Source organism: Achromobacter xylosoxidans (assembly GCF_002192695.1).
Taxonomy (GTDB): Bacteria; Pseudomonadota; Gammaproteobacteria; order Burkholderiales; family Burkholderiaceae_B; genus Achromobacter; species Achromobacter xylosoxidans_C.
On record NZ_MTLG01000083.1, the window covers coordinates 151,322 to 171,533 of the forward strand.

Here is a 20,212-nt window from a genome sequence, read left to right on the forward strand (position 1 = left end):
TTGCGATCAAAACTATTCTCCCAGATACTTTTTCAAACCTTTTTCAACCGCCTGCATGAACTTCTTATCCAATAATAGTTTATTAACAGATTTCGGCGCACTGGGAAATGAATTTGTGGAGAAATCGTAAAGATACTTATTTCCCTCATTATCCTGATAATGGATCTGCCCAGGACGTTGACCTGGATTGGGATTCTCAACGTCCAAACGTTCCTTACCTGCCCCCTTCCATATGGTCTTACTAGCCGTTTGAACGCCCCCCGCGCCCAACATGCCTTTCGGGTTATCTCCCGAACCAGAGGCACTATTCCCAGCCTTGGGCCTCCCTCCCACTCCTCCATCGCTATCAAGTGGTGACAATCCTTTCACCGCCGCGAAAACTACAGGCGATGCCATCATTGTCTCAACCACAAAACGGTCCACTCCGTTTGCGTAGTCGGGCGAACCGATCTGGAAGCGCACCAGCGCATCCTTCAACTCCAACCGATCATAGGTATTGTTGCGATTGGCCGTGTCCAGCAAGTCCATCCCAGCGATCAGCGGATCACTCAATCGGCTGGTGGCAGTGGCAAGCCCCGCAACATATGCCTCCCTCTCAAGCAGCTTGTCCTGAACGCACCGGCCATTGCTCCCGCAAGCAGGTAGATCTTGCTCGTCAATAGCTTTGATCCACCCCTCGAAATGGCCCGCGGCGGTCTGACATCCCCGATCGCCCACACATTCCGCCAACTCCTTTACCTTGGATTTGAACTTGGCGGTGTGGACGTTTGAATGGTCCTTCAGCGTGTTGTTCTCGACTTCAATACGAGCTGCCGCCGCAATTGCCGACATCTGTTCTGGAGAGAGCCCACTGGAGATCGCAGCTACGATGGAAACTAGTAAATTTGAACGCTGTTCCTTTTCTTCTGCCCCGAGCCCAGCAGCACTAGCTCCAAATGCCTTCTCCAGAAGGTTGTTTAGAACAACGCTCGCAGACGCTCCAACAGCCCCAGCACCACAGTTTGCCCCCTGTGCCACAGCTCCCCCGCAGGCCAGCACTGCATGAAGCGCGACATGCCCTGGCGATCCCTCTCCACCGAGGGAAGTGGCAAGAACCTTGATTTGAGCTGCGCCCAGGCTTTGCAGATAGTTCACTGCCGCTGATTGAGCGAACTGACCCGCCCCTCCAGTAACGTTACCGCCTGCTGCTGCACTCACAGCGGTGATGAGCAAGCGATATTCGCCGTTGGGGCCCCACTTAGCCGCTTCCGCATATTGAGCGGCAAGTTGCTCCTTGCGGTACCCCTCAGGCTCAGCATCCATCGCTTTTTTCAACGCATCCGCTTCCTTCGCCCGATTCGTCAAAAACTGCCCCATCTGCTGCTGGGCTTCCGACGCAATCTCAAACCCCGCCTCGATCTTCTCCTTATCAAATATCGGCTTCAGCGCATTCAACGTATCCGAGGTATCCCGGTTCAACGCCGCGATCGTCTCCGCCGCCGTCATCCCGCTCAGATCCTGCTGCGCAGCCTCATCGCGGATCACGACCGTGCCGCCGCTGATGGCGCTTTGCGTGGTCGAGTTGCCGCTGCCCTTGGCGGCCACGACGATGGGCGTGCCCATGCCGAAGCCGTTGCTGCCGGTGGCGATGGACGTGGCATGGTCCTTGCTGGCGCCGCCTGCCACCTGGCCGTCCTTGGTTGTCCCCAATCCGGAATCCGCCCCCTTGGACGCGCCGAAGCCGAAGCCCCCGCCTATCGAGACTTGGCCGCCGCTGTACTTGGCACTGTTCTTGATGCTCTCCGTGATCAGCGTGCCGGTGTCGAGCTTGTTCAGCCCCTCCGCCACGGCCTGGTCGCTGCTGGCGATGACGCTGCCGATCAATGTGGTGTTGTTCTTGACATCGATCTGGAAGCCGCCGTCGCCTGCCCGCAAGCCCGTCTGCTCCATGACGGACTTGAAGTCGCTGTTCATCTTGCCGGTGCTGGCGTTGGCCCAGGCGTTGCTGGCTCCGGCGCAGAACGGCGGGATGCACAAGCTCAGCCCAAAGCCGGCGCTCTTGTTCTTGGAGTCGTACTTGCTGCTGTCCTGCAGGCTCTCCAGCAGCAGGTTGCCGCCCACGGACGCGATGATGCGATCAGCCTCCCCCGTCGCGCCCTTGAGCGTGGTGTCCCCGCCCGACTGAATCGCCAGCACGTTGCCTGCCGTGACGTGACTGTTGGTCCAGCTTTCGTCCTTGCCGTTGGCCGAACCCCGGCCAACCGAGGCGCCCAGCTCCAGCGTGAAGCCGTTGCGCTCGCCGCCGGTCGAGAAGCCGATGCCGATGCTGCCGCTGCTGCTCTTGCTGTCGGTCTTCTGTTCGAAGGCGTTGCGCGCGGCCTGCAGCACGACGTCGCCTTCGGCCTTGAGCACCACGTTATTGCCCGCCGACACGTTCGAGCCCGTGACGGTAATGTCGGAGTCTTTACCAGCGCCTTGCGCAACGATGGTCAGGTCCTTGCCCGCGGTGACGGTCGAGCCGTAGGCGCTCGACGAGCTGCGATCGGTGGTGCTGGTGCTCTTGCTCGTGCCCAGGCTGAGCTTGATGCTGATACCGCCCACTTGGTCGATCTTGTTGCTTGAACCGGGCTCGGCCAGCTCCGCCGCTTGGGCGGCCAGGGCGGACTTGCGGACGGCGTCGTAGGCATTGACGCCCGCGACGCCGGTGGTTACGCCTGCCAGGCCCTTCATGACAGTGTTGTCCGTCTTGCCCGCCGCGTCGGCCATACGGACGCCGGTCTGCACGGCGCTGACCAAGGGGTTGCTGGCAGTGAGCGTCAGCCCGGTCTGCTTGATCTCATGGAACTCCTTCTCGCGCGTGGTATCGAGCGCCGCGGCGATGTTCACCTCCTTGCCGATCAGCGTCATGTCGCCCTGGCGCGCCAGGAGGTTGCTGCCCGTGATGTTCAGCGCCTCACCGGCCTTGATCAGGACGTCGCCTTCAACGCTGCCCACCGTGCTGGCGGTGTTGAAGATCTTCTTGCCGTCGATCCAGTCGGTCTGCTTGCTGCTGCCGTAGCTGATGCCGCCCATCGCACCGAAGCCGGACTTCTTGACCATCTTGTAGTTGTAGCTGTCCTCGGCGTTCTGGCCGGGCAGGATGTTCACGTCGCGCTCGGCGGACATGACCAGGTCCTTCTGCGCGGCGACGTTCGACCCCACCACGTTCAGGTCCCGCCCCGCCATCAACACCGCCGTGTCGCCGGTAAAGGTCGAACCCTTGGCCTGCTCCCAATCGTTGGAGGTAATGGTGTGCGTGGTCTTGGACGACAGGAAACTCTTGGTCTTGTAGCGGACCTCGTCATAAGCCGAACCGGTTTCCACGCCGGCGACCAGATTTATGTCGCGTCCCGCGCCCACGGCGAGTTGCTTGCCGGCGGTGACTTCCGCCGCTCGCGCATTGACGTCCTGGCCCGCGACCAGCGTAAGGTTTCCGCCCGCGGCGAGGGTCGAGCCGACTTCCGAGCTGGTGCTCAGGTCGTGGCGGTTGTTCTTGTTCAGGACCAGCGTTTCGCCATGGCTTTCGGTCAGCGTTTCCAACGCGATGTCGCGCCCGGCCTGCAGCCGCGCGTCGTCCTTGACCGAGACTTGCGCCGCGGTCAGCGTGATGTCGCGGCCGGCCTGCATATTGAGGTTGCCGGCGTCGACGCGGGCCACGCCACTGACGTGCGTGCCCCAGGTGCTGCCGAAGTTCTCGGAGGCCGAGGTGGACGTCAGGGCGATGTCTCGTCCCGCCTTCAGGGCAACGTTGTCGCCTTTGATCAGCGATACCAGGTTGGTCAGGTCCTCGCGCGCGGCGAGGTCGACGGTGGAGCCCTGGATCAGGCCGCCGCCCTGGTTGACGATGTTGCCGGCGGTCATGACGGTGGCTTCGCGCGCGCCGATGGTGCCGCTGTTGACGATGTCGCCTTCGGCCTCCAGCTTGACGTCGCGGCCGGCCATGAGGGTGCCGTCGCCCTTCAGGTCGCCTTCGCGCACCAGCAGGTAGACCTGCGGGACCAGCACGGTCTCGGTGGTGCCGTCGGGCAGCGTGACGGTCTGTTCGACCAACCAGACCAGGTCGGTGGTCAGCTGGCGCTGCTGCGCCTCGGTCAGCGCGACGCCGAGCTGGACGCCGCTGTCGCGGGCGAATTGCGCGCCAGCGGCAAGCAGGGCCTTGTATTGGCTGTCGTTGTCGCTGTACTTGTCGAGGAAGCGCTGGCCGGTGGTGGCCAGGATCTGGTCGGACACGAGCTTCTGTTCATAGAAACCGTCGCCCAGGCGCTTGGGCTGGCCCGAGGGCGTCAGGAACTTGGCGCCCGCGGGCACCAGGGAATCCCAGTTGCCCAGACGCGCGCCTGACAGGTTCTGGCCGTCGGCCGCGGCGGTGGCGCCGCTGGCGGACAGAGAGCCGCCCGTGCCGAGCGTGGCGCCGGCGGGTCCGGATGCGCCTTGCGCGTCCAGGCGCTGGCCGTCCAGGCCGCCGCTGGCGCCGACCGTGGCGCCCGCCTGGCCGGCATTCGAGACCGAACCCGAACCGACGCCGGCATTGACGGGGCCGGAGCCGCCTTGGCCGTCCATACGCTGGCCTTCAAGGCCGCTGCTGGCGCCAACGGTGGCGCCGGCCTGCCCCGGGGTCGAGACCGAGCCTGCGCCCACGCCGGCATTGACCGCGCCGGCCGTGCCGGGCTGGTCGTTGCGTTGGCCTGCCAGGCCGCCGCCCGAGCCGGCGCCGTTGCCGATAGTGGTGCCGGGCAGCGCGCCCGGCTGGCTCAGCAGGTCCAGCAGGTAATCGCTGGAGACGGTCGGACGCTGGCCGACGAAGCGCGGATCGGTCGCGACGACGTAGGGCGCATCCGGCCTGCCGTTGACGGTGTAGAGTTGGCTGTCCGGAATACCGGCAGGATTGGAGACGCTGCGCACCACCGTGCCGCCGGGCAGGCCGACGCTGGCGACCAGCACCGGTCCGGGCGCGACGCCGCCATTGCTGGCGCCGGGCTTGGAGCCGTTGAGCTGGACGGCGACGTTGCCGCCAGACGTGCCGACTGGCAATTCGATGGGCTGGCCGGCCAGGGTGGCGTTGTACGCGCTGGAAAACTCCTTGCGGTCGCGCGAACGCGCCTGGGTTTCCGTCATGGTCCCGGTCCGCGTGATGGTGCGCACGCCGCCCGCGCCAATGTTATTGATGGCAGGACCCGCCACCGTGAGCGCGCCGCCCGCGGCGATCTGGCTCTTGTCGTTGGTGACGGCGCCGGTGAGCGTCATGGACCCGCCCGACAGGATCTTGCCGGGATCGGAGGACAGGGTACGGGTCTCGGTGACGGTCTCCTGCACCCGGTAGTACACGAACGTGCCGACCAGGCGATTATTGAAGTCGGCGTTGAACTCGCGGATGCGCGCATCCAGCACCATGTGCGGCGCCTTGTACGCAGCGTAGGCTTCTTCGTAGGCCTGGCGACGCGCTTTCTCGGCGTCGCAGGTGGGGCGGGTGTAGCAGGCCTGCTCGGGCTCCGTCCAGACTGGCATGGGGCCGGACGGCGGCGTCACGCCGAAGACGGACCAGATGCGCTCCTGGGCGCCGTACCGGAATTTTTCCGGCACGTCCGAGCAAGTCGCGCCGGCATCGCCGCCGGTACCGTCACACACCATGGTGACCGGCGTATAGGTAGGCGTGATGGGCGAAGTCGTGCCGCCCTTGCCCTTCAGGCTGGGCGCGTAATCAAACGGCGGCCCATAACGCGACGCCGGATACTTGGTGGACGGCAGCAGGAACATGCGTTCCGGATCGTCGTCCAGCCAGGCCGGATCCTTGCTGCACATCGGCGTCACTTCGTCGCACAGCCAATTGGTTTCGGCGTCGTACATGTCGGTGGTGCCGGCCGGGGTGAAATACACCTTGGACGTGCTGGACACCTGCACCGTTTCGCTGGTGTAGCGGTCGTTCTGGTTGCGGATGGACGCGGCCGAGATGTTGGCATTGCCAGCCGCTTCAATGGTCGCAGAGGCGTTCAGCAACGAACCCGCCTGGCCGATGGCTTTGCCCGCAGCATCCAGCGCGCCGCCGATGCGCAGGTCGCCGCCGGCATAGACCAGCGCATGGTCGCGGTTGACGAGCGATCCCACGCCCAGGTCCATGCTGGCGCGCGACGCGATGACGGCTCCGCCGCCCGCGCCCGCGCCGTTGACCAGCGTGCCAGCCTGGATCGACACGGCATCGCCGTAGATGCGGCCGGTGTTGTCGACGCGGCCCGCGGTGATGCGAGTCGAACCGCCGTCGATGAGGCCGGCGTTGGTCAGGCCCTGCGTCACCGTGATGCGGTTCTGGCCGGCGGCCAGCAATTGGCCGGAGGCCTGGTTGTTCAGCGAATCCGCCGTGATGCTCAGGTCGCGGCCGGCGCTGATCTTGGCGCGGTTGTCCATCGCGCCGCCGACCGACAGATTGAGATCGCGGCCGCTGGAGATGTCGCCCTCCTGGTTCAGCGGGCCGGCATAGGCGAACGACAGGTCGCCCGCGGATTGCAGCACGCCCAGCCCTTGCAGCGCCTGCGCGATGACGGTCAGGCTCTTGCCCGCCTGCAGCGTGCCTTGGGTGTTCTTGAGCATGTCCGCGACGATGCGCGCGTTGCCTTGGGAAGCGACGGCGCCGCCCGTGTTGTCCAGTTCCTTGGTGGTGAGGCCCAGGTCCTCGATCGCCTCGATGGAGCCTCCCTGGTTGTTGACGCGGTCGGCCACGATGGAGACGACCTTGCCCAGAACGCCCTTGGGCGGCGTGCCGGCCGCGGTCAGCGTGCCGCTGTTGTCCAGGCTGGCGGCCTTCAAGGTCAGCACGTTGTCGGCCTGGATCAGGCCGCCGCGGTTGTCCACCGCGCCCGTGGCGGTGACGGTCAGGTCGCGAGCTGCCAGCGTGCCGTCGCGGTTGACGATGCTTGCGGCTTCGATGCGCGCATCGCCTGCGGCGGCGATCACCCCGCCGGTGTTGTTCAAGGCGCCGCCCAGTTTGATCGCGGCATCGCCCGTGGACGTCAGTTTGCCGCCCTGGTTGTAGAGGTTGGCGGCGGCGATATCCAGAGCGCCGCCCTGCACGACCGCGTTGCGGCTGTCGACATCGCCCGGCGTGGCCAGCGTGACCTTGCCGATGGCGGACAGCTTGCCGCCCGCCAGGTTCAAGCTGTCCGCTGACAGGCTCAGATCGCGGCCCGCGAGGCTGGTGCCGCCATGAACGATGGAACCCCCGGTCAATCTGATGCTGCCCGGCAGGCTGAGCGAGCCGTCGGCACCCACGCCGGCCACGAAGCGGCCGGCGTTGGAAAGCTGGCCCAAGGCGGTGGCGATGAGATCGCCGCCGGCCAGCACCGAACCGGTGTTGTCCAACGTGGATCCCGCCCACAGCTTGGCATTCGTGCCCGCGGACGCGACGCCCGCATTGAGCAGCGCGCCGCCCGCGCTCAGGTCCAGCGCCGCGCCGGACTGCAAGCGGCCGTCCGCGGTGATGGTGAGTTTGCCACCGGCGCTGGCGACCAGGTCGCCCGCCTGCGTGGCGGCGATGCCGCTCAGCGTCGCGTCCGTGCCGGCGCGCAAGGTCATGCCTTGTTCCGCGGCGGCCGAGCCGAACGCGGTAAGCGCGCCGCCCGCCTGCGCGGTCAGCACGCCCCCTGCCTGCAGGCGCGACGCCGCGCCCAGCGCGATGTCGCCGCGCTGGGCGGTTAGCGACAAGTTGCCTTGCAAGGCGGCCACCGTGCCATCGACCGAGATCTTGTCGCCGGCTGTCAAGGCCTGCGAGCCGCCTGCCAGCATGCGCCCGGCCGCCTGCAACGCGCCTTGCGCGGTGGCGGTCAACGTGCGGCCGGCCTGCGCCAGTCCGGCCGTGCCGACGGTCACGTCGCGGCCCGTCAGCGTCAGGTTGGCATCGGCGGCGGCAGTGCCGTCCACTCGCGCGTCGCGCGCGGCAGCCAGCAGCATGTCGCCCACGGAACTCAGGGCGCCCGTTGCGTACAGGTCGCGATCCGCGCGGGCAGTCAGCGTGCCCGCGGCTTGCAGTTGGCCGTTCTGCTTGACGATGAGATCGCGTCCCGCCGTGATCGAGGCGTTGCCCGCCGCGCGTTCGCCCAGGGCGGCAGCAAGGCCGCCCAAGAGGACGTCTCCAGTTGCGGCGAGCGTCAGGCCGCCGCCCGAGGCAATGACGCCGTCTGACACCAGGTTGCCGCCTGCGCGCGCGCTCAGCCCGTCGGATGCTTGCATCCTGCCGCCAGCGCCGACCAGCAGGTTCGCGCCTGCGTCGGCCGTCAGGCCACCTTCCAGCGCGGTGGCGATGCCGTCGATGCGGATGTCGCGCTGCGCGCCCAGGACGATGGGGGAACCGGCCGTCACCGTGCCCGTGATGAACAGGTCGCGGCCCGCCTGCGCCTGCAAGCTGCCGCCGGCGGCGCCGGCGCCCGTGGCGGTGCCCGCCGTGCCTGCGATGCGCAAGTCTTGGCCCGCGCCCAGCAGCAGTTTGCTGCTGCCCTGGGCCAGGCCGGCCTGGCCGATGCTCAGGTTCCCAGCAGCGTCCGCGCGCAGCGTGCCGTTGGCGACGGTCTTGCCGTTCAGCTCGGCGTCCGTGCCGGCCTTCAGCGTGATGTCCTGCTCGCCCGAGATCGTGCCGTTGGCCAGCAGCTTGCCGCCGGCCTGCGCTTGCAGCAGTCCGCCTGCTTGCAACGCGCTTGCGCCGCCCAGCGTCATGGCGCCGCCGCTCTCCACCTTGAGCGCACCCGCATCGGCCAGGACCGTGCCGTCCACCGCCAGATTCTTGTCGATACGCAGCGTCGCCGCTTGCCCGGCCACCAGCGTGCCCGCCAAGGCGGCGCTGTCGGCCTGCACATCGACCGAGCCATCGGCCTGCAGGCGCGCGTTCGCGCCGGTGGCCAGCGCGCCGCCGGCCTGTAGCGCCAGGTTGCCGGCCGCCAGGTTCTGGCCGTCGAGGCTGATGTTGCCGACCGACTCCAGAATCAGATCGGCCAGCGAGGAAATCGTGCCTGCCGCCGTCAGCGAACCGCCCGCGCGGACCTGCAACGCGCCGCCGGACAGCGCCCGGCTACCTGCGGACAAGACCAAGTCTTCACCCGCTTTCAGATTCAGAGCGCCGTTGGCGGATGCCGCCGTGCCGGACATATCCAGACGGCCCCCGGCGTCCAGGCTCGCGCCCTGGTCGCCGCGCACGACGCCGGCCATCTCCAGATTGCCCGCAGCCGCAATGCGCGCCTGCTGCGAGGCGTCCAGCTGCGCCGCCGCGCCGATGCGCAGATTGCCGCCGGCGCCGAGATCCAGCGCACCGTCGGCGCCCAGCTTGCCGTCCACGCGCGCATCGCGCACCGCCTGCAGTTCCGCGCCCGCGGTGGACACCAGAACGCCGCCCAGCGCCAGATCGCGCCCGGCATCGGCCTGCACGCCCTTGCCTTGCAATTGGCTGCCCGCGCCCAGCAGCAGGTCGTTGCCGCTCTTGAGCTGCAGCGCCCCGCCATAGGCAAGCGCATTGCCGTCCACGCGCAGGTCGTGTGACGCGTCCAGCGACATGCCGCCTTCGGCCAGCGCCGTGCCGGCAAGCGTCAGATCCTGTCCGGCCGCAAGCGTCATCGATGTGTCGGATTGCAGGTGCGAACCGCCTGCCGCCGTCAACGTCTGGCCCGCCTTCAAGTCCAGGCCGCGTGCCGCGTACACCTGTCCCGCCACGGCCGCGTTACGCGCGGCCTGTAGCGTCAAGGCGTCCAACGAGCTGAGCGCGCCCGCCACGCGGAGATCGCCTAGCGTCGTGACGTTGACCGCGCCCTTGGCCGCGACCCGCGCCAGCTCGCCCATCGACAGGTCGCCGCCGGCGTTCAAACTCAGGCCGCCGGCGCTGGCGGCAAGCGTGCCATCCACGGACAGCTTGCCCGCGGCATCGATGCTCATGTCGCCGTTGCCGCGCCAGGCGCCGGCCAGCTTCATGTCCTGGCCGGCCTGGGCGCGCGACGCGCCTTCGGCGTCCCATTGCGCCGTCTTGCCCATGGCAAGGTCACGCGCGGCAATCAGCGATGTGTTGCCGGTGGCAGCGGCATTGCTGTCGATGCGCGCATCGCGTCCAGCGCTCAACGCGATATCGCCGCGCGCCGCCATGGCGCCGCCCGCCAGCAGATCGCCCACGGCGCGCGCCTCCACGCCCACGCCCTGCGTGCGGCTGGCGTCGCCCAAGCGCAGGTCCTTGCCCGCATTCATGGCCAGTTGGCCGCCGTAGGCCAGCGCCGCGCCGTCCACTTGCACGTCCCGCCCGGCATTCAGCGTCAGGCCCTTGTTGGTTTCCGCCTCTCCGGCCAGGACCAGATCCTGGCCGACGCGCAAGGTCATGGCGCCTTCAGATTGCAGGCGCGCATCCGCGCCGGCCTGCAACTGTCCTATCGCCTCCAGCAGCAGCGGGCCGCCGGCCAGCAGCTTGCCCGTTACCGTGGCATCGGTTCCGGCTTGCGCCGTCAACCCGGCCAGCGAGGACACCGTGCCCGCCACGTTCAGCGCGCCCTTCGCGACCATGGACAAGGGGCCGCCGGATTGGGCGCTGCCGCCCACCGTCATGTCGCCGTCCGAGGCCAGGGTCAATGCGCCCGAGGCCGCGCCGGCCGTTCCGCTGAGGTCCAGCGCGCCTCCCGCCCGCAGTTCCGTGCCCTGGTTGCTGAGCAGGCTGCCCGACAGCGCCACGTCGCCGCCAGCTTGCAGGCTTGCAGCGCCCGTCGTTTGCAGTTCGCCCGTGACCTGCGCCGACTCCAGCGCGCGCAGCGTCAGGTCGCCGTCGGCGCCGAGCTTGGCGCCGAACACCGCATCGCGGCCCGCCGTGAGGGCGGCCGATCCCGCCGCCACCATTTCGCCAGCCGTGGCGAGGTCGCGCGCCGCCTGGGCCGTGACGCCCTTGCCCTGCGTCTTGCTGGCTGCGCCCAGCAGCAGATCGCTGCCGGCGTCCATGGACAAGCCGCCGCCGTAGGCCAGCGCGCTGCCGTCCACGCGCAACTCGCGTGTTGCGCTGATCGCGATGCCACCATCGCTCAGGGCAGCGCCCGCAAGGCTAGCTTCCTGGCCCGCGCTCAGCGTCATGTTCTTGGACGATTGCAGCTGCGCCGTCTGTCCCGTGCGCAGGTCCTTGCCCGCGCGCAACGACAAGGCGTCGCCGGACAGCAGCTTGCCGTCCACCGTTGCGCCGCCCACCGATACGAAAGTCAGCGCGCCCTGGCCCGCCAGTTCGCCAGCGACCGACAACGCGCCGCCGCTCTCGCCGCGCAGCGCGCCGCCTGCCAGCGCCTTGCCGCTGCTGCCCACCGTCAGGTCCCCGCCGGCGAGCAGCTCGATTGCGCCCGATGCCGCGGAAGTCGTACCGTCCAGGCGCAGCGCACCGGCTGCCTCGATGCGGTTGCCCTGGTTGCTGCGCAATGCGCCCGCCAGCGTCGCATCCTGCCCCGCCTTGAGTTGCGCCTTGCCTTCCGCGTCCAGTTGCGCCGCTTGGGCGATGGCCAGATTGCGCCCGCCATCGAGCTTCAGGTCGCCTGCGGCCACGGTCTTGCCGCCGAGGCTGGCATCGCGGCCTGCGATCAATGCAACGTCGCCGCGCGCAGCCATGGCTCCGTCTGCCAGCAGATCGCCGCCGGCGCGCGCGGCTACGCCCTCGCCCTGCGTGCGGCTGGCGTTGCCCAAGCGCAGATCGTTGCCCGCGCCCATCGACAGTTGGCCGCCGTAGGCCAATGCCGCGCCGTCCACGCGCAGATCGCGCGCGGCGTCCAACGCCAAGCTCTTGTTGGCTTCCGCCTCGCCCGCCAGGACCAGATCCTGGCCCGCGCGCAACCGCATGGCGTCTTCCGATTGCAGGCGTGCGTCCGCGCCCGCGGCCAACCGGCCCAGCGTTTCCACCAGCAGCGGGCCGCCGGCCAGCAGCTTGCCATTGACCGTCGCATCGCCCGCGGCCTGGGCCGTCAACGCGGCCAGCGAGGATACCGTGCCCGCCACGTTCAGCGCGCCCTTGGCGGCCATGGACAAGGGACCGCCGGATTGGGCGCTGCCGCTGATGGCCAGGTCGCCATCGGCGGCCAGGGTCAATGCGCCCTGCGCCGCGCCGGCCGTGCCGCTGACGTCCAGCGCGCCCCCAGCCCGCAGTTCCGTGCCCTGGTTGCTGAGCAGGCTGCCCGACAGCGCCATGTCGCCGCCGGTTTGCAGGCTGGCCGCGCCGGTCGCCTCCAGCTGGCCCGTGACTTGCGCCGCGCCTTGCGCGCGCAACGTTATGCCGCCGTCGGCGCCAAGCCTGGAACCGATGGCCGCGTCGCGGCCCGCGATGAGCGTTGCGGAGCCCAGCGCCACCATCTCGCCGCCAGCGTCCAAGTTGCGCCCTGCCAGGGCGGTGATGCCTTTGCCCTGGGTCTTGCTGATATCGCCCAGCCACAGATCACGACCGGCGCTCATCGACAGGCCGCCGCCGTAGGCCAGCGCGCTGCCGTCCACGCGCAGCTCGCGTTTTGCGTCGATCGCGATGCCGCCATCGCTCAAGGCAACGCCCGCAAGACTGGCGTCCTGGCCCGCGCTCAGCGTCATGCCCTTGGACGATTGCAGTTGCGCCGCCTGGCCCGTGCGCAGGTCCGCACCCGCCTGCAGCGACAAGGCATCGCCGGACAGCAACCGGCCATCGGCCATCGCGCTACCCGCCGATGCCAGGCTCAGGCCGCCTTGGCCGGCCAGTTCGCCATCCACGCGCAACGCGCCGCCGCTTGCGCCGCTGAGCGCGCCACCCGCATATGCCTTGCCCTGCGCGCCCACGGACAGATCGCCGCCCGCGAGCAAATCGATGGCGCCAGCGACCGAGGACGCTTCTCCGTCCAGCCGCAACTTGCCGGCGGCGTCGATGCGTATGCCCTGATTGGTGCGCACAGCGCCAGCCAGCGCGGCATCCTGCCCCGCCTGGATCTGCGCCGAGCGTTCCGCCTCCAGCTGCGCGCCCTGCGCAATGGCCAGGTTGCGTCCGCCCGCCAGCGTCACGTCGTTGGTGGCGACCGTCTTGCCGCCGAGCTGCGCATCACGCCCCGCAGTCAACGCGATGTCACCGCGCGCGGCCATCGCGCCGTCCGCCTGCAGGCCACCGCCCGCGCGCGCCGACACGCCCTCACCCTGGGTTCTGCTGGCGTTGGCCAAGCGCAGATTGTTGCCAGCGTTCATCGACAGCTGGCCGCCATAGGCCAAAGCCGCGCCGTCCACGCGCAGGTCACGGCCCGCGCCCAGCGTCAGGCCGGCATTGGTTTCCGCCACGCCAGCCAGAAGCATGTTCTGGCCTGCGCGCAGTTGCATGGCGCCGTCCGCCTGCAGACGCGAGTCCGCGCCCGCCGCCACCTGCCCTATCGCTTCAAGCAGCAGCGGACCGCCGGCCAGCAGCTTGCCGTCAACCGCGGCATCGCGCGCGGCCTGAGCCGTCAAGCCGGCCAGCGAGGACACCGTGCCCGCCACGTTCAGCGCGCCCTGCGTGTCCAACCTGGCCGGGCCGCCTGCCTGCGCGCTGCCGCTGACCGACAGGTCGCCATCGGAAACCAGCGTCAGTTCACCCGCTGCCGCGCCCACCGCGCCACTGATGGCGAGCGGGCCCGCCGCGCGCATATCCACGCCCTGATTGCCGCTCAGGCTGCCCGCAAGCGCAATGCCTGCTCCGGACCGCAGCCGCGCGCGGCCCAGCGCTTCCACCTGTCCGGTGACAGCCGTGGCGCCTTGCGCGCTCAGGTCCAGGTCGCCGCGCGCCAGCACCCGGGCGTCCACCGCAGCCTCGCGTCCGGCCTTCAGTGCGGCCGCGTTCTCCGACACCAGTTCGCCATCGGCCCGCAGATCGCGCGCCGCATCGATTCCAACACGCCTGCCCTGCGCCTTGCTGGCCGCGCCCATGCGCAGATCGCCGCCGCTCTTCAGGTCCAGCGCTCCGCCATACGCCAGTGCGCTGCCGTCCAGGCGCAGGTCGCGCGTGGATTCGACGAGCATCGCGCCATCGGTGAGGGCCGCGCCGGCCAGCGTGACGCCCGAGCCCGCGCGTATCGTCATGCCGCCTGCGGACTGCAGCTGTGCGCCGGCCTCCGACACCGCGTCCGCGCCTGCCTGCACCTGCAACACGCCGGACGCATACACCTGGCGCGACAGCAGCATGTCGCGTCCCGCCTGCAGCGTGACGCCTTCCTTCGCGGAGACCACGCCGACCGTCGTGGCGACGCCACCGCTCTGGTCACCCGGCACCGCCGGTTCGGGAGTCTTGCCGGGTTCGGCGCCGGCGCCAGATCCAGACCCAGTTCCCGTTCCAGAGCCAGAGCCCGTGCCCGAACCATTGCCGGTTCCCGCACCGGCGCCGGTCCCGCCACCCGTGTTCCCGCCTTGCCCGGGCTGCGGCGCAACCGCCTTGCCCGCCATCTTCAGATTGCGTCCGGCTTGCGCACGCACGTCCTGGTCCGAAGTCAGCAAGTCTCCCGACAGGGAGATATCCTTGCCCGCCGCCACGCGCAAGGCGCCTTGCGTGCGCAGGCTGCCCTGCGCGCCGACAGCCGCATCGCCACCAGCATCGAGCGTCAAGGCGCCACCGGCGCCGACCGCGCCCTGCACGGAAACGTCGCGCGCAGCCACAAGCGCGGCACTGCCGCCAGCCTGTGCCGCGCCTTGCACGGCCATATCGCGGCCGCTGTCCACGCGCAGATTGCCGGCCGCCTGCGCGGTGCCGCGCGGCGCAATGCGGACGTCGCCCGCGGCGGTGACCTGCAGGTCGCCGGTCAGCGCCACCAGGTTGCCGCCGATGTTCACGCCCACGCCGGCCTCGGTGCCGATCAGGCGCACGCTGTTGGCATACATGCCGCCCAGCGCCGCGGTATCCAGCGCCACTTCGGGCGCCGCGCCTTCACCCGCCTGGGCGGAAACGGCACCCGTGGCGTAGTCGACGCGCGCCGCGCCCGCCGTCACGTTGAGCTTGTCGGCCCACACGTCCGCGTTGATCTCCAGGGTGCGCGCCAGCAGGTCCACCTGGCTGAGATTGGCGCCGTTCAGGCCGGCGCCTTCGACGCGGATCTTGCCCGAAGCGATATCGAAGCCGATGCTGCCGTCCGGTCCGACTTGGGGCTTGCCCGTGGTCAGGGTGGCGCGGTCCGCGTTCAGAAAGCCGCAGCCGTTGCAGGTGATGCCCGCGGGGTTGGCGACGATCACATTGGCGCGGTTGCCGGCCACTTCCAAAGTGCCCAGCAGTTGCGACGGGTTGGGCGCGGTGACCTGGTTGAGAATGGTGCTGGCGCGCTGATTGCCCAGCATGGGATTGCCGCCGACCTGTCCCGCCAGTTGGGTCTGGCTGGCGCCGCCGCTGTTATTGAGCACCGCGCCGGAAGGACCGACGTTGAACTGCGTGTAGCGGTTGTTGGACACGCCGCCGGCCGAAGGCGGCGCGATGTTGATGACGGGTACGCCGTTGCTGACGCCGACGGAGGGCTTCGCTCCCGCCACGCTCTTGTCCACCGAAATCGGCAAGGTCTGCGCCAGCACTGGCGACCAGACCTGGGTGAAGACGACGGACCAGACTATCAGGGAGCGAAGCTTGGACATCATGCGTATCCGGTTGGACTAAGAATGGACAACGGCTTGGCGGCGCGCAGCCGCCGGGTCAGAACTCGAACATCAGCACCGCCGCGAACAGGGTCGAGGCGGTTTTCAGGGACTCGGGTTTTTTCAGCGGCCAGCCGGCAGACAGGTCATAGCTGGCATTGACATAGGGCATGGCGAGCCGTCCGCGCAGCCCGGCCACGGCGCCGACCAGCGTGCGGCCGGACAGCGATGCCGCCGACGGGCCGCCCACCCGGCCCACGTCCAGACCCGTGTACAACTGGTGGCCAGGCACCCGCAGCAGCTTGTCCAGACCCAGCGACAAGTCGTTGCGCAAGGTCCAGCCATCCTCGGCGGCCAGCGTCATCTGGCCGTCGAAACCCCGCACCGCATAGCGGTTGCCGATGGTGAAGTAGTCGGACGGCACGATGGGCGTCCTGGCATGCTGGATCTGCCAGTTCAGCTGATAGGCCCAGGGCTGCTCCGCCAATTCGAACGGCAGATATAGGCCTGCATTGGCCGACACTATGGTGCTGCGCCCGTTCCAGTCCGGATCGCCATAGACGTATCCGGGCCGGTCGGACAGCCCGGTCAGCGTGCCGCGCACGCCCCCGCCGACGTCCAGCGCTGCGCGGCCCAAATAGTGGCGATGCCCCACGTTGAACTCGTAGCCGGTGACGTCGCGCCGCTGCACCTCAATATCCACGTCGTTGAGCGTGCTGGTGGTGCGCTTGCGCAACAGGGTCAGCGATGCCGTGCCCTTGTAGGTGGCGCCGCGATACGGGACCACGGAAACGCCTGCCTGCACCTGCTTGGTGGTGCCGCCGTAGATGATGGGCTCATCGAAGCCGGCCACGGTTTGCCGGTAGGTGGATTTGCTGGCGCCGGCGAAGAAGGTCCAGTAGCCAAACGGAATGCTGTAGTTCAGGGAAGCCGCGCGCGTGTTCGATTCCGCATCGCGCCAGCGCGCATTGCTGTTCCACGACACCGACAACTGGTCGTACAGGAACAGGGGCGAGTCCAGGGTCAGGCCGGCGTTGACCTGGTACTTGCCGATGGCGTCCATGCCGGCGTTGTCGCCGCCGATGTACCCATGCCAGCGCTTGCCGGTGCCGGGACGGATGAGGATGTCGGAATCGCCCAGTTCCGGTCCGGGCGCGACGTCGATGGCCGCATCGGCCTGGCTGCCCAGCCTGCGGATGTTCTCAAGCGCCTGGTCCAGATCGCGCTGGTTCACTTCGCCGCCCGGTCCCGTGGGCAAGGCCGTGCGCCACCAGCCGATGGCGTCCTCGCCCTTGACGGCGGAGATGCGGCCCGGCAGATAGCGCAGCGTCAGCGTGCCCGAGGCCAGGGATTGTTCCGGCACGACTACCCGCGCCGTGACGAGTCCACGGTCGATCAGCAGGCCGATCAGATGTTCCTGCAAGGCCCGCAACCCCAGCCCGCCCACGCAATGGCCGATGACCGCATCGGCCGCGCGCGCCAGCGCTTCGGCAGGCTGCGCCCCGTCCCAGACGACTTGCTTGAGGGCGAAGCAAGGCGTTTCAACCGGCAGCACCAGGCCGCCGGCCGCCGGCGCGGCGGGCGATAGTACGTCCGGCCGCTCGGCCGCGCGGGCGCGCTGCGCCCCCAGTTCCTGCTCTTGGCGGCGTTCGATCTCGGTGGCGCGCAAGGCTGCCTCGGGCAGCGGCTGAGCGCCGGATCCGGCCGGAAAAAAGCCAGCCGCCAACATGCCTGCGGCCATGCGCAGGCGCCAGTAGTGATTCATGCCGGTATGGCGCCTGCGGACGTGCGCGGCGCTCCTTGTTATCGCTGTATGAAACTAAATGTTTTTCGAGTTTGCCTTAAAACACAATTAATGACAATAAATATCTGAATGTATAAATTCAGAAATGGGTGTACTTAGTCGAAATTAGTCGACAAAGAAGAGGCAATTGACGCACGAATGCCATAGTTCCGCACCCCGGAACTATCACGTTTGTAGCAGGAATGATTTGATTTGAAACAAACCGCAAGCGACGCGAAGCCAGCGAGCCGACGGTATTTTTTTACGCGGACGCGCGTCGTTGGTGAATAGGAGAAGTCCGAAATCTGGCGGCAAAGCCTAGGACCAGCCGGTTGCACACGGGTTATCCCCGATACGGCCATATCAACAAATCGTCAATAATTCGCCAACGTTTTATCGCCGATCCGTCCCCTTCCCCCCGTTGCCCATGCCTGTATCCGTCCGGGACGCCATCGTTTCCTCGTCCCACCTGGCCTCTTCAGCCCCCGAGCTTTCCGAAGTCGAATTCGGCCTGATCATCGCCTCGCACGCGTTCAACCGCTGGATGGTGCGCTGCATGGCCTGTGCGGGACTGCCCGAGCTGACCTCGCTGGACATCCTGGTGCTGAACCACGTGTTCCACCGCGGCCGCGGCAAGAAACTGGCGGACATCTGCTTCACGCTCAATGTCGAAGACACCCATCTGGTGAACTACTCGCTGAAGAAGCTGGAGCGCCTGGGCGTGGTGCAAAGCGCCAAGACCGGCAAGGAAGTGATCTACACGGCCACCGACGCCGGCGCGGCGGCGATCCAACGCTACGCCGAAGTGCGCGAGCAGTGCCTCGTCAAACCCTTCATCGACTCCCCCGCCGCGGACGACGCCAGCCATCAGCTGGCCAACACCCTGCGCGCCCTTTCGGGCCTGTACGACCAGGCTGCCCGCGCCGCCACCTCCCTGTGAGAATCCACGTTGTCTAGCATCACCGCATCTTCTTCCGCTCCGCTGCTGTCCGTGCGCGGCGTGTCGGTCGACTTCAATACCGAAAACGGCGTGTTCCGCGCCGTCGACAACCTGGATTTCGAGGTGCGTCCCGGCAGGACTCTGGCCATCGTGGGCGAGTCGGGCTCGGGCAAGTCGGTCACATCCATGGCCATCATGCGCCTGACGGACTACACCAGCGGCCGCATCGCCACGGGGCAGATCCTGTTCCGCGACGGCGCCGACCGCGAGGTCGACCTGACCGCGGCCTCCGATGAAGACATGCGCGCCATCCGCGGCAACGACATCGCGATGATCTTCCAGGAGCCGATGACCTCGCTGAATCCGGTCTTCACCGTCGGCGACCAGATCGTCGAGGCCATCATGCTGCACCAGCAGCTGTCGCGCTCGGCCGCCCGCCAGGCGGCCCGCAAGCTGCTGGAAAAAGTGCGCCTGCCCGATGCCGAGCAGATGCTGGACCGCTATCCGCACCAGCTGTCGGGCGGCATGCGCCAGCGCGTGATGATCGCGATGGCGCTGTCCTGCCAGCCGCGGCTGCTGATCGCCGACGAGCCGACCACGGCGCTGGACGTCACCATCCAGGCGCAGATCCTGAACACCATCCGCGAACTGCAGCGCGACCTGGGCACGGCCGTGATCTTCATCACGCACGACATGGGCGTGGTCGCGGAAATGGCCGACGACGTGGTGGTGATGCTGCGCGGCAAGAAGGTCGAGCAAGGCACGGTGGATGAAATTTTCAACGCGCCCAAGCACCCCTACACCCGCGCGCTGCTGGCGGCAGTGCCGCGCCTGGGCAGCCTGACGGGCCGCGACCTGCCGCTGCGCACGCCGCAGACCGTGCTGGAAGGCGACACGCTGCGCGAAGTCGGCGAAACCCGCGAGCAGGATACGGCGCGCTACGACGAGCCCGTGCTGCGCGTGGAAAAGCTGACCACCCGCTTCGACGTCGGCCACAATTTCTTCGGCCGCGTCACGCACCGCGTGCACGCCGTGGAAGAAGTGAGCTTCGATGTCTACCCTGGCGAAACGCTGGCGCTGGTAGGCGAATCCGGCAGCGGCAAGTCCACCATCGGCAAGACCTTGCAGCAGCTGGTGGCGCCGACCTCGGGCGCCGTGCGCTACAACGGCGAGGACATCTTCTCGATGGACAGCGCTGGCCGCCAGCGCCTGCGCCAGGAAATCCAGTACATCTTCCAGGATCCCTACGCCTCGCTGGATCCGCGCAAGACGGTGGCCTTCAGCATCGCCGAGCCCATCCGCACGCACGGCCTTTTGACCAGCGAAGACGCCATCGCCCGCCGCATCGGCGAACTGCTGGAGCAGGTCGGCCTGAAGCCCGAACACGCCAAGCGCTATCCGCATGAATTCTCGGGCGGCCAACGCCAGCGCGTCTGCATCGCGCGCGCGCTGGCCAGCAATCCCAAACTGATCATCGCGGACGAATCGGTGTCGGCGCTGGACGTATCGATCCAGGCGCAGATCCTGAACCTGCTGATGGACCTGCAGAAGGACCGCGGCCTGTCCTATCTGTTCATCACGCACGACATGGCGGTGGTGGAGAAAGTCAGCCACCGCGTCGCGGTGCTGTACCTGGGCCAGATCGTCGAACTCGGCACCCGCCGCCAGATTTTCGAATCGCCGCAGCACGCTTACACGAAGAAGCTGCTGGCCGCCGTGCCCGTGGCCGAGCCCGGCCGTCACATCGACACCTCGCTGATCGAAGGCGAGATCCCCAGCCCGGTGCGGCGCGTCGGCGACGAGCCCGCCATCATTCCCCTGGTTGAGTTCGCGCCCGGCCACCAGGTGGCCCGCGCGGCTTGAGCCGCCACCCCTTTTCCACGTCGGCCCGTCCGGCTTCCCGTTCC

The 20,212-nt window shown here is 68.0% G+C and carries 4 protein-coding genes; 2 read left to right on the forward strand and 2 right to left on the reverse strand.

Annotated elements, in window-relative coordinates; all coding sequences use genetic code 11:
• Positions 1 to 12: 12 nt before the first annotated feature.
• Together BRO63_RS20025 and BRO63_RS20030 are read right to left on the reverse strand one after the other, a co-directional pair.
• On the reverse strand, positions 13 to 15,585 hold the full coding sequence (locus tag BRO63_RS20025; protein ID WP_088141473.1) for a hemagglutinin repeat-containing protein: 15,573 nt from the start codon (positions 15,583 to 15,585) through the stop codon (positions 13 to 15).
• A gap of 55 nt (positions 15,586 to 15,640) precedes the next feature.
• Complete coding sequence (locus BRO63_RS20030) at positions 15,641 to 17,347, reverse strand: ShlB/FhaC/HecB family hemolysin secretion/activation protein (protein WP_088141474.1); 1,707 nt, start codon at positions 17,345 to 17,347, stop codon at positions 15,641 to 15,643.
• A gap of 445 nt (positions 17,348 to 17,792) precedes the next feature.
• Here BRO63_RS20030 and BRO63_RS20035 point away from each other — a divergent pair, with 445 nt between their 5' ends.
• A complete protein-coding gene (locus BRO63_RS20035; RefSeq protein ID WP_035360603.1) occupies positions 17,793 to 18,305 on the forward strand; it encodes a winged helix DNA-binding protein in 513 nt (170 codons plus the stop codon).
• A gap of 9 nt (positions 18,306 to 18,314) precedes the next feature.
• On the forward strand, positions 18,315 to 20,168 hold the full coding sequence (locus BRO63_RS20040; protein ID WP_088141475.1) for an ABC transporter ATP-binding protein: 1,854 nt from the start codon (positions 18,315 to 18,317) through the stop codon (positions 20,166 to 20,168).
• Positions 20,169 to 20,212: the final 44 nt, after the last annotated feature.

Coding starts and splice junctions, on each gene's coding strand:
- BRO63_RS20025 (WP_088141473.1), bottom strand. CDS start 15,585: ATGATGTCCAAGCTTCGCTCCCTGATAGTCTGGTCCGTCGTCTTCACC.
- BRO63_RS20030 (WP_088141474.1), bottom strand. CDS start 17,347: ATGAATCACTACTGGCGCCTGCGCATGGCCGCAGGCATGTTGGCGGCT.
- BRO63_RS20035 (WP_035360603.1), top strand. CDS start 17,793: ATGCCTGTATCCGTCCGGGACGCCATCGTTTCCTCGTCCCACCTGGCC.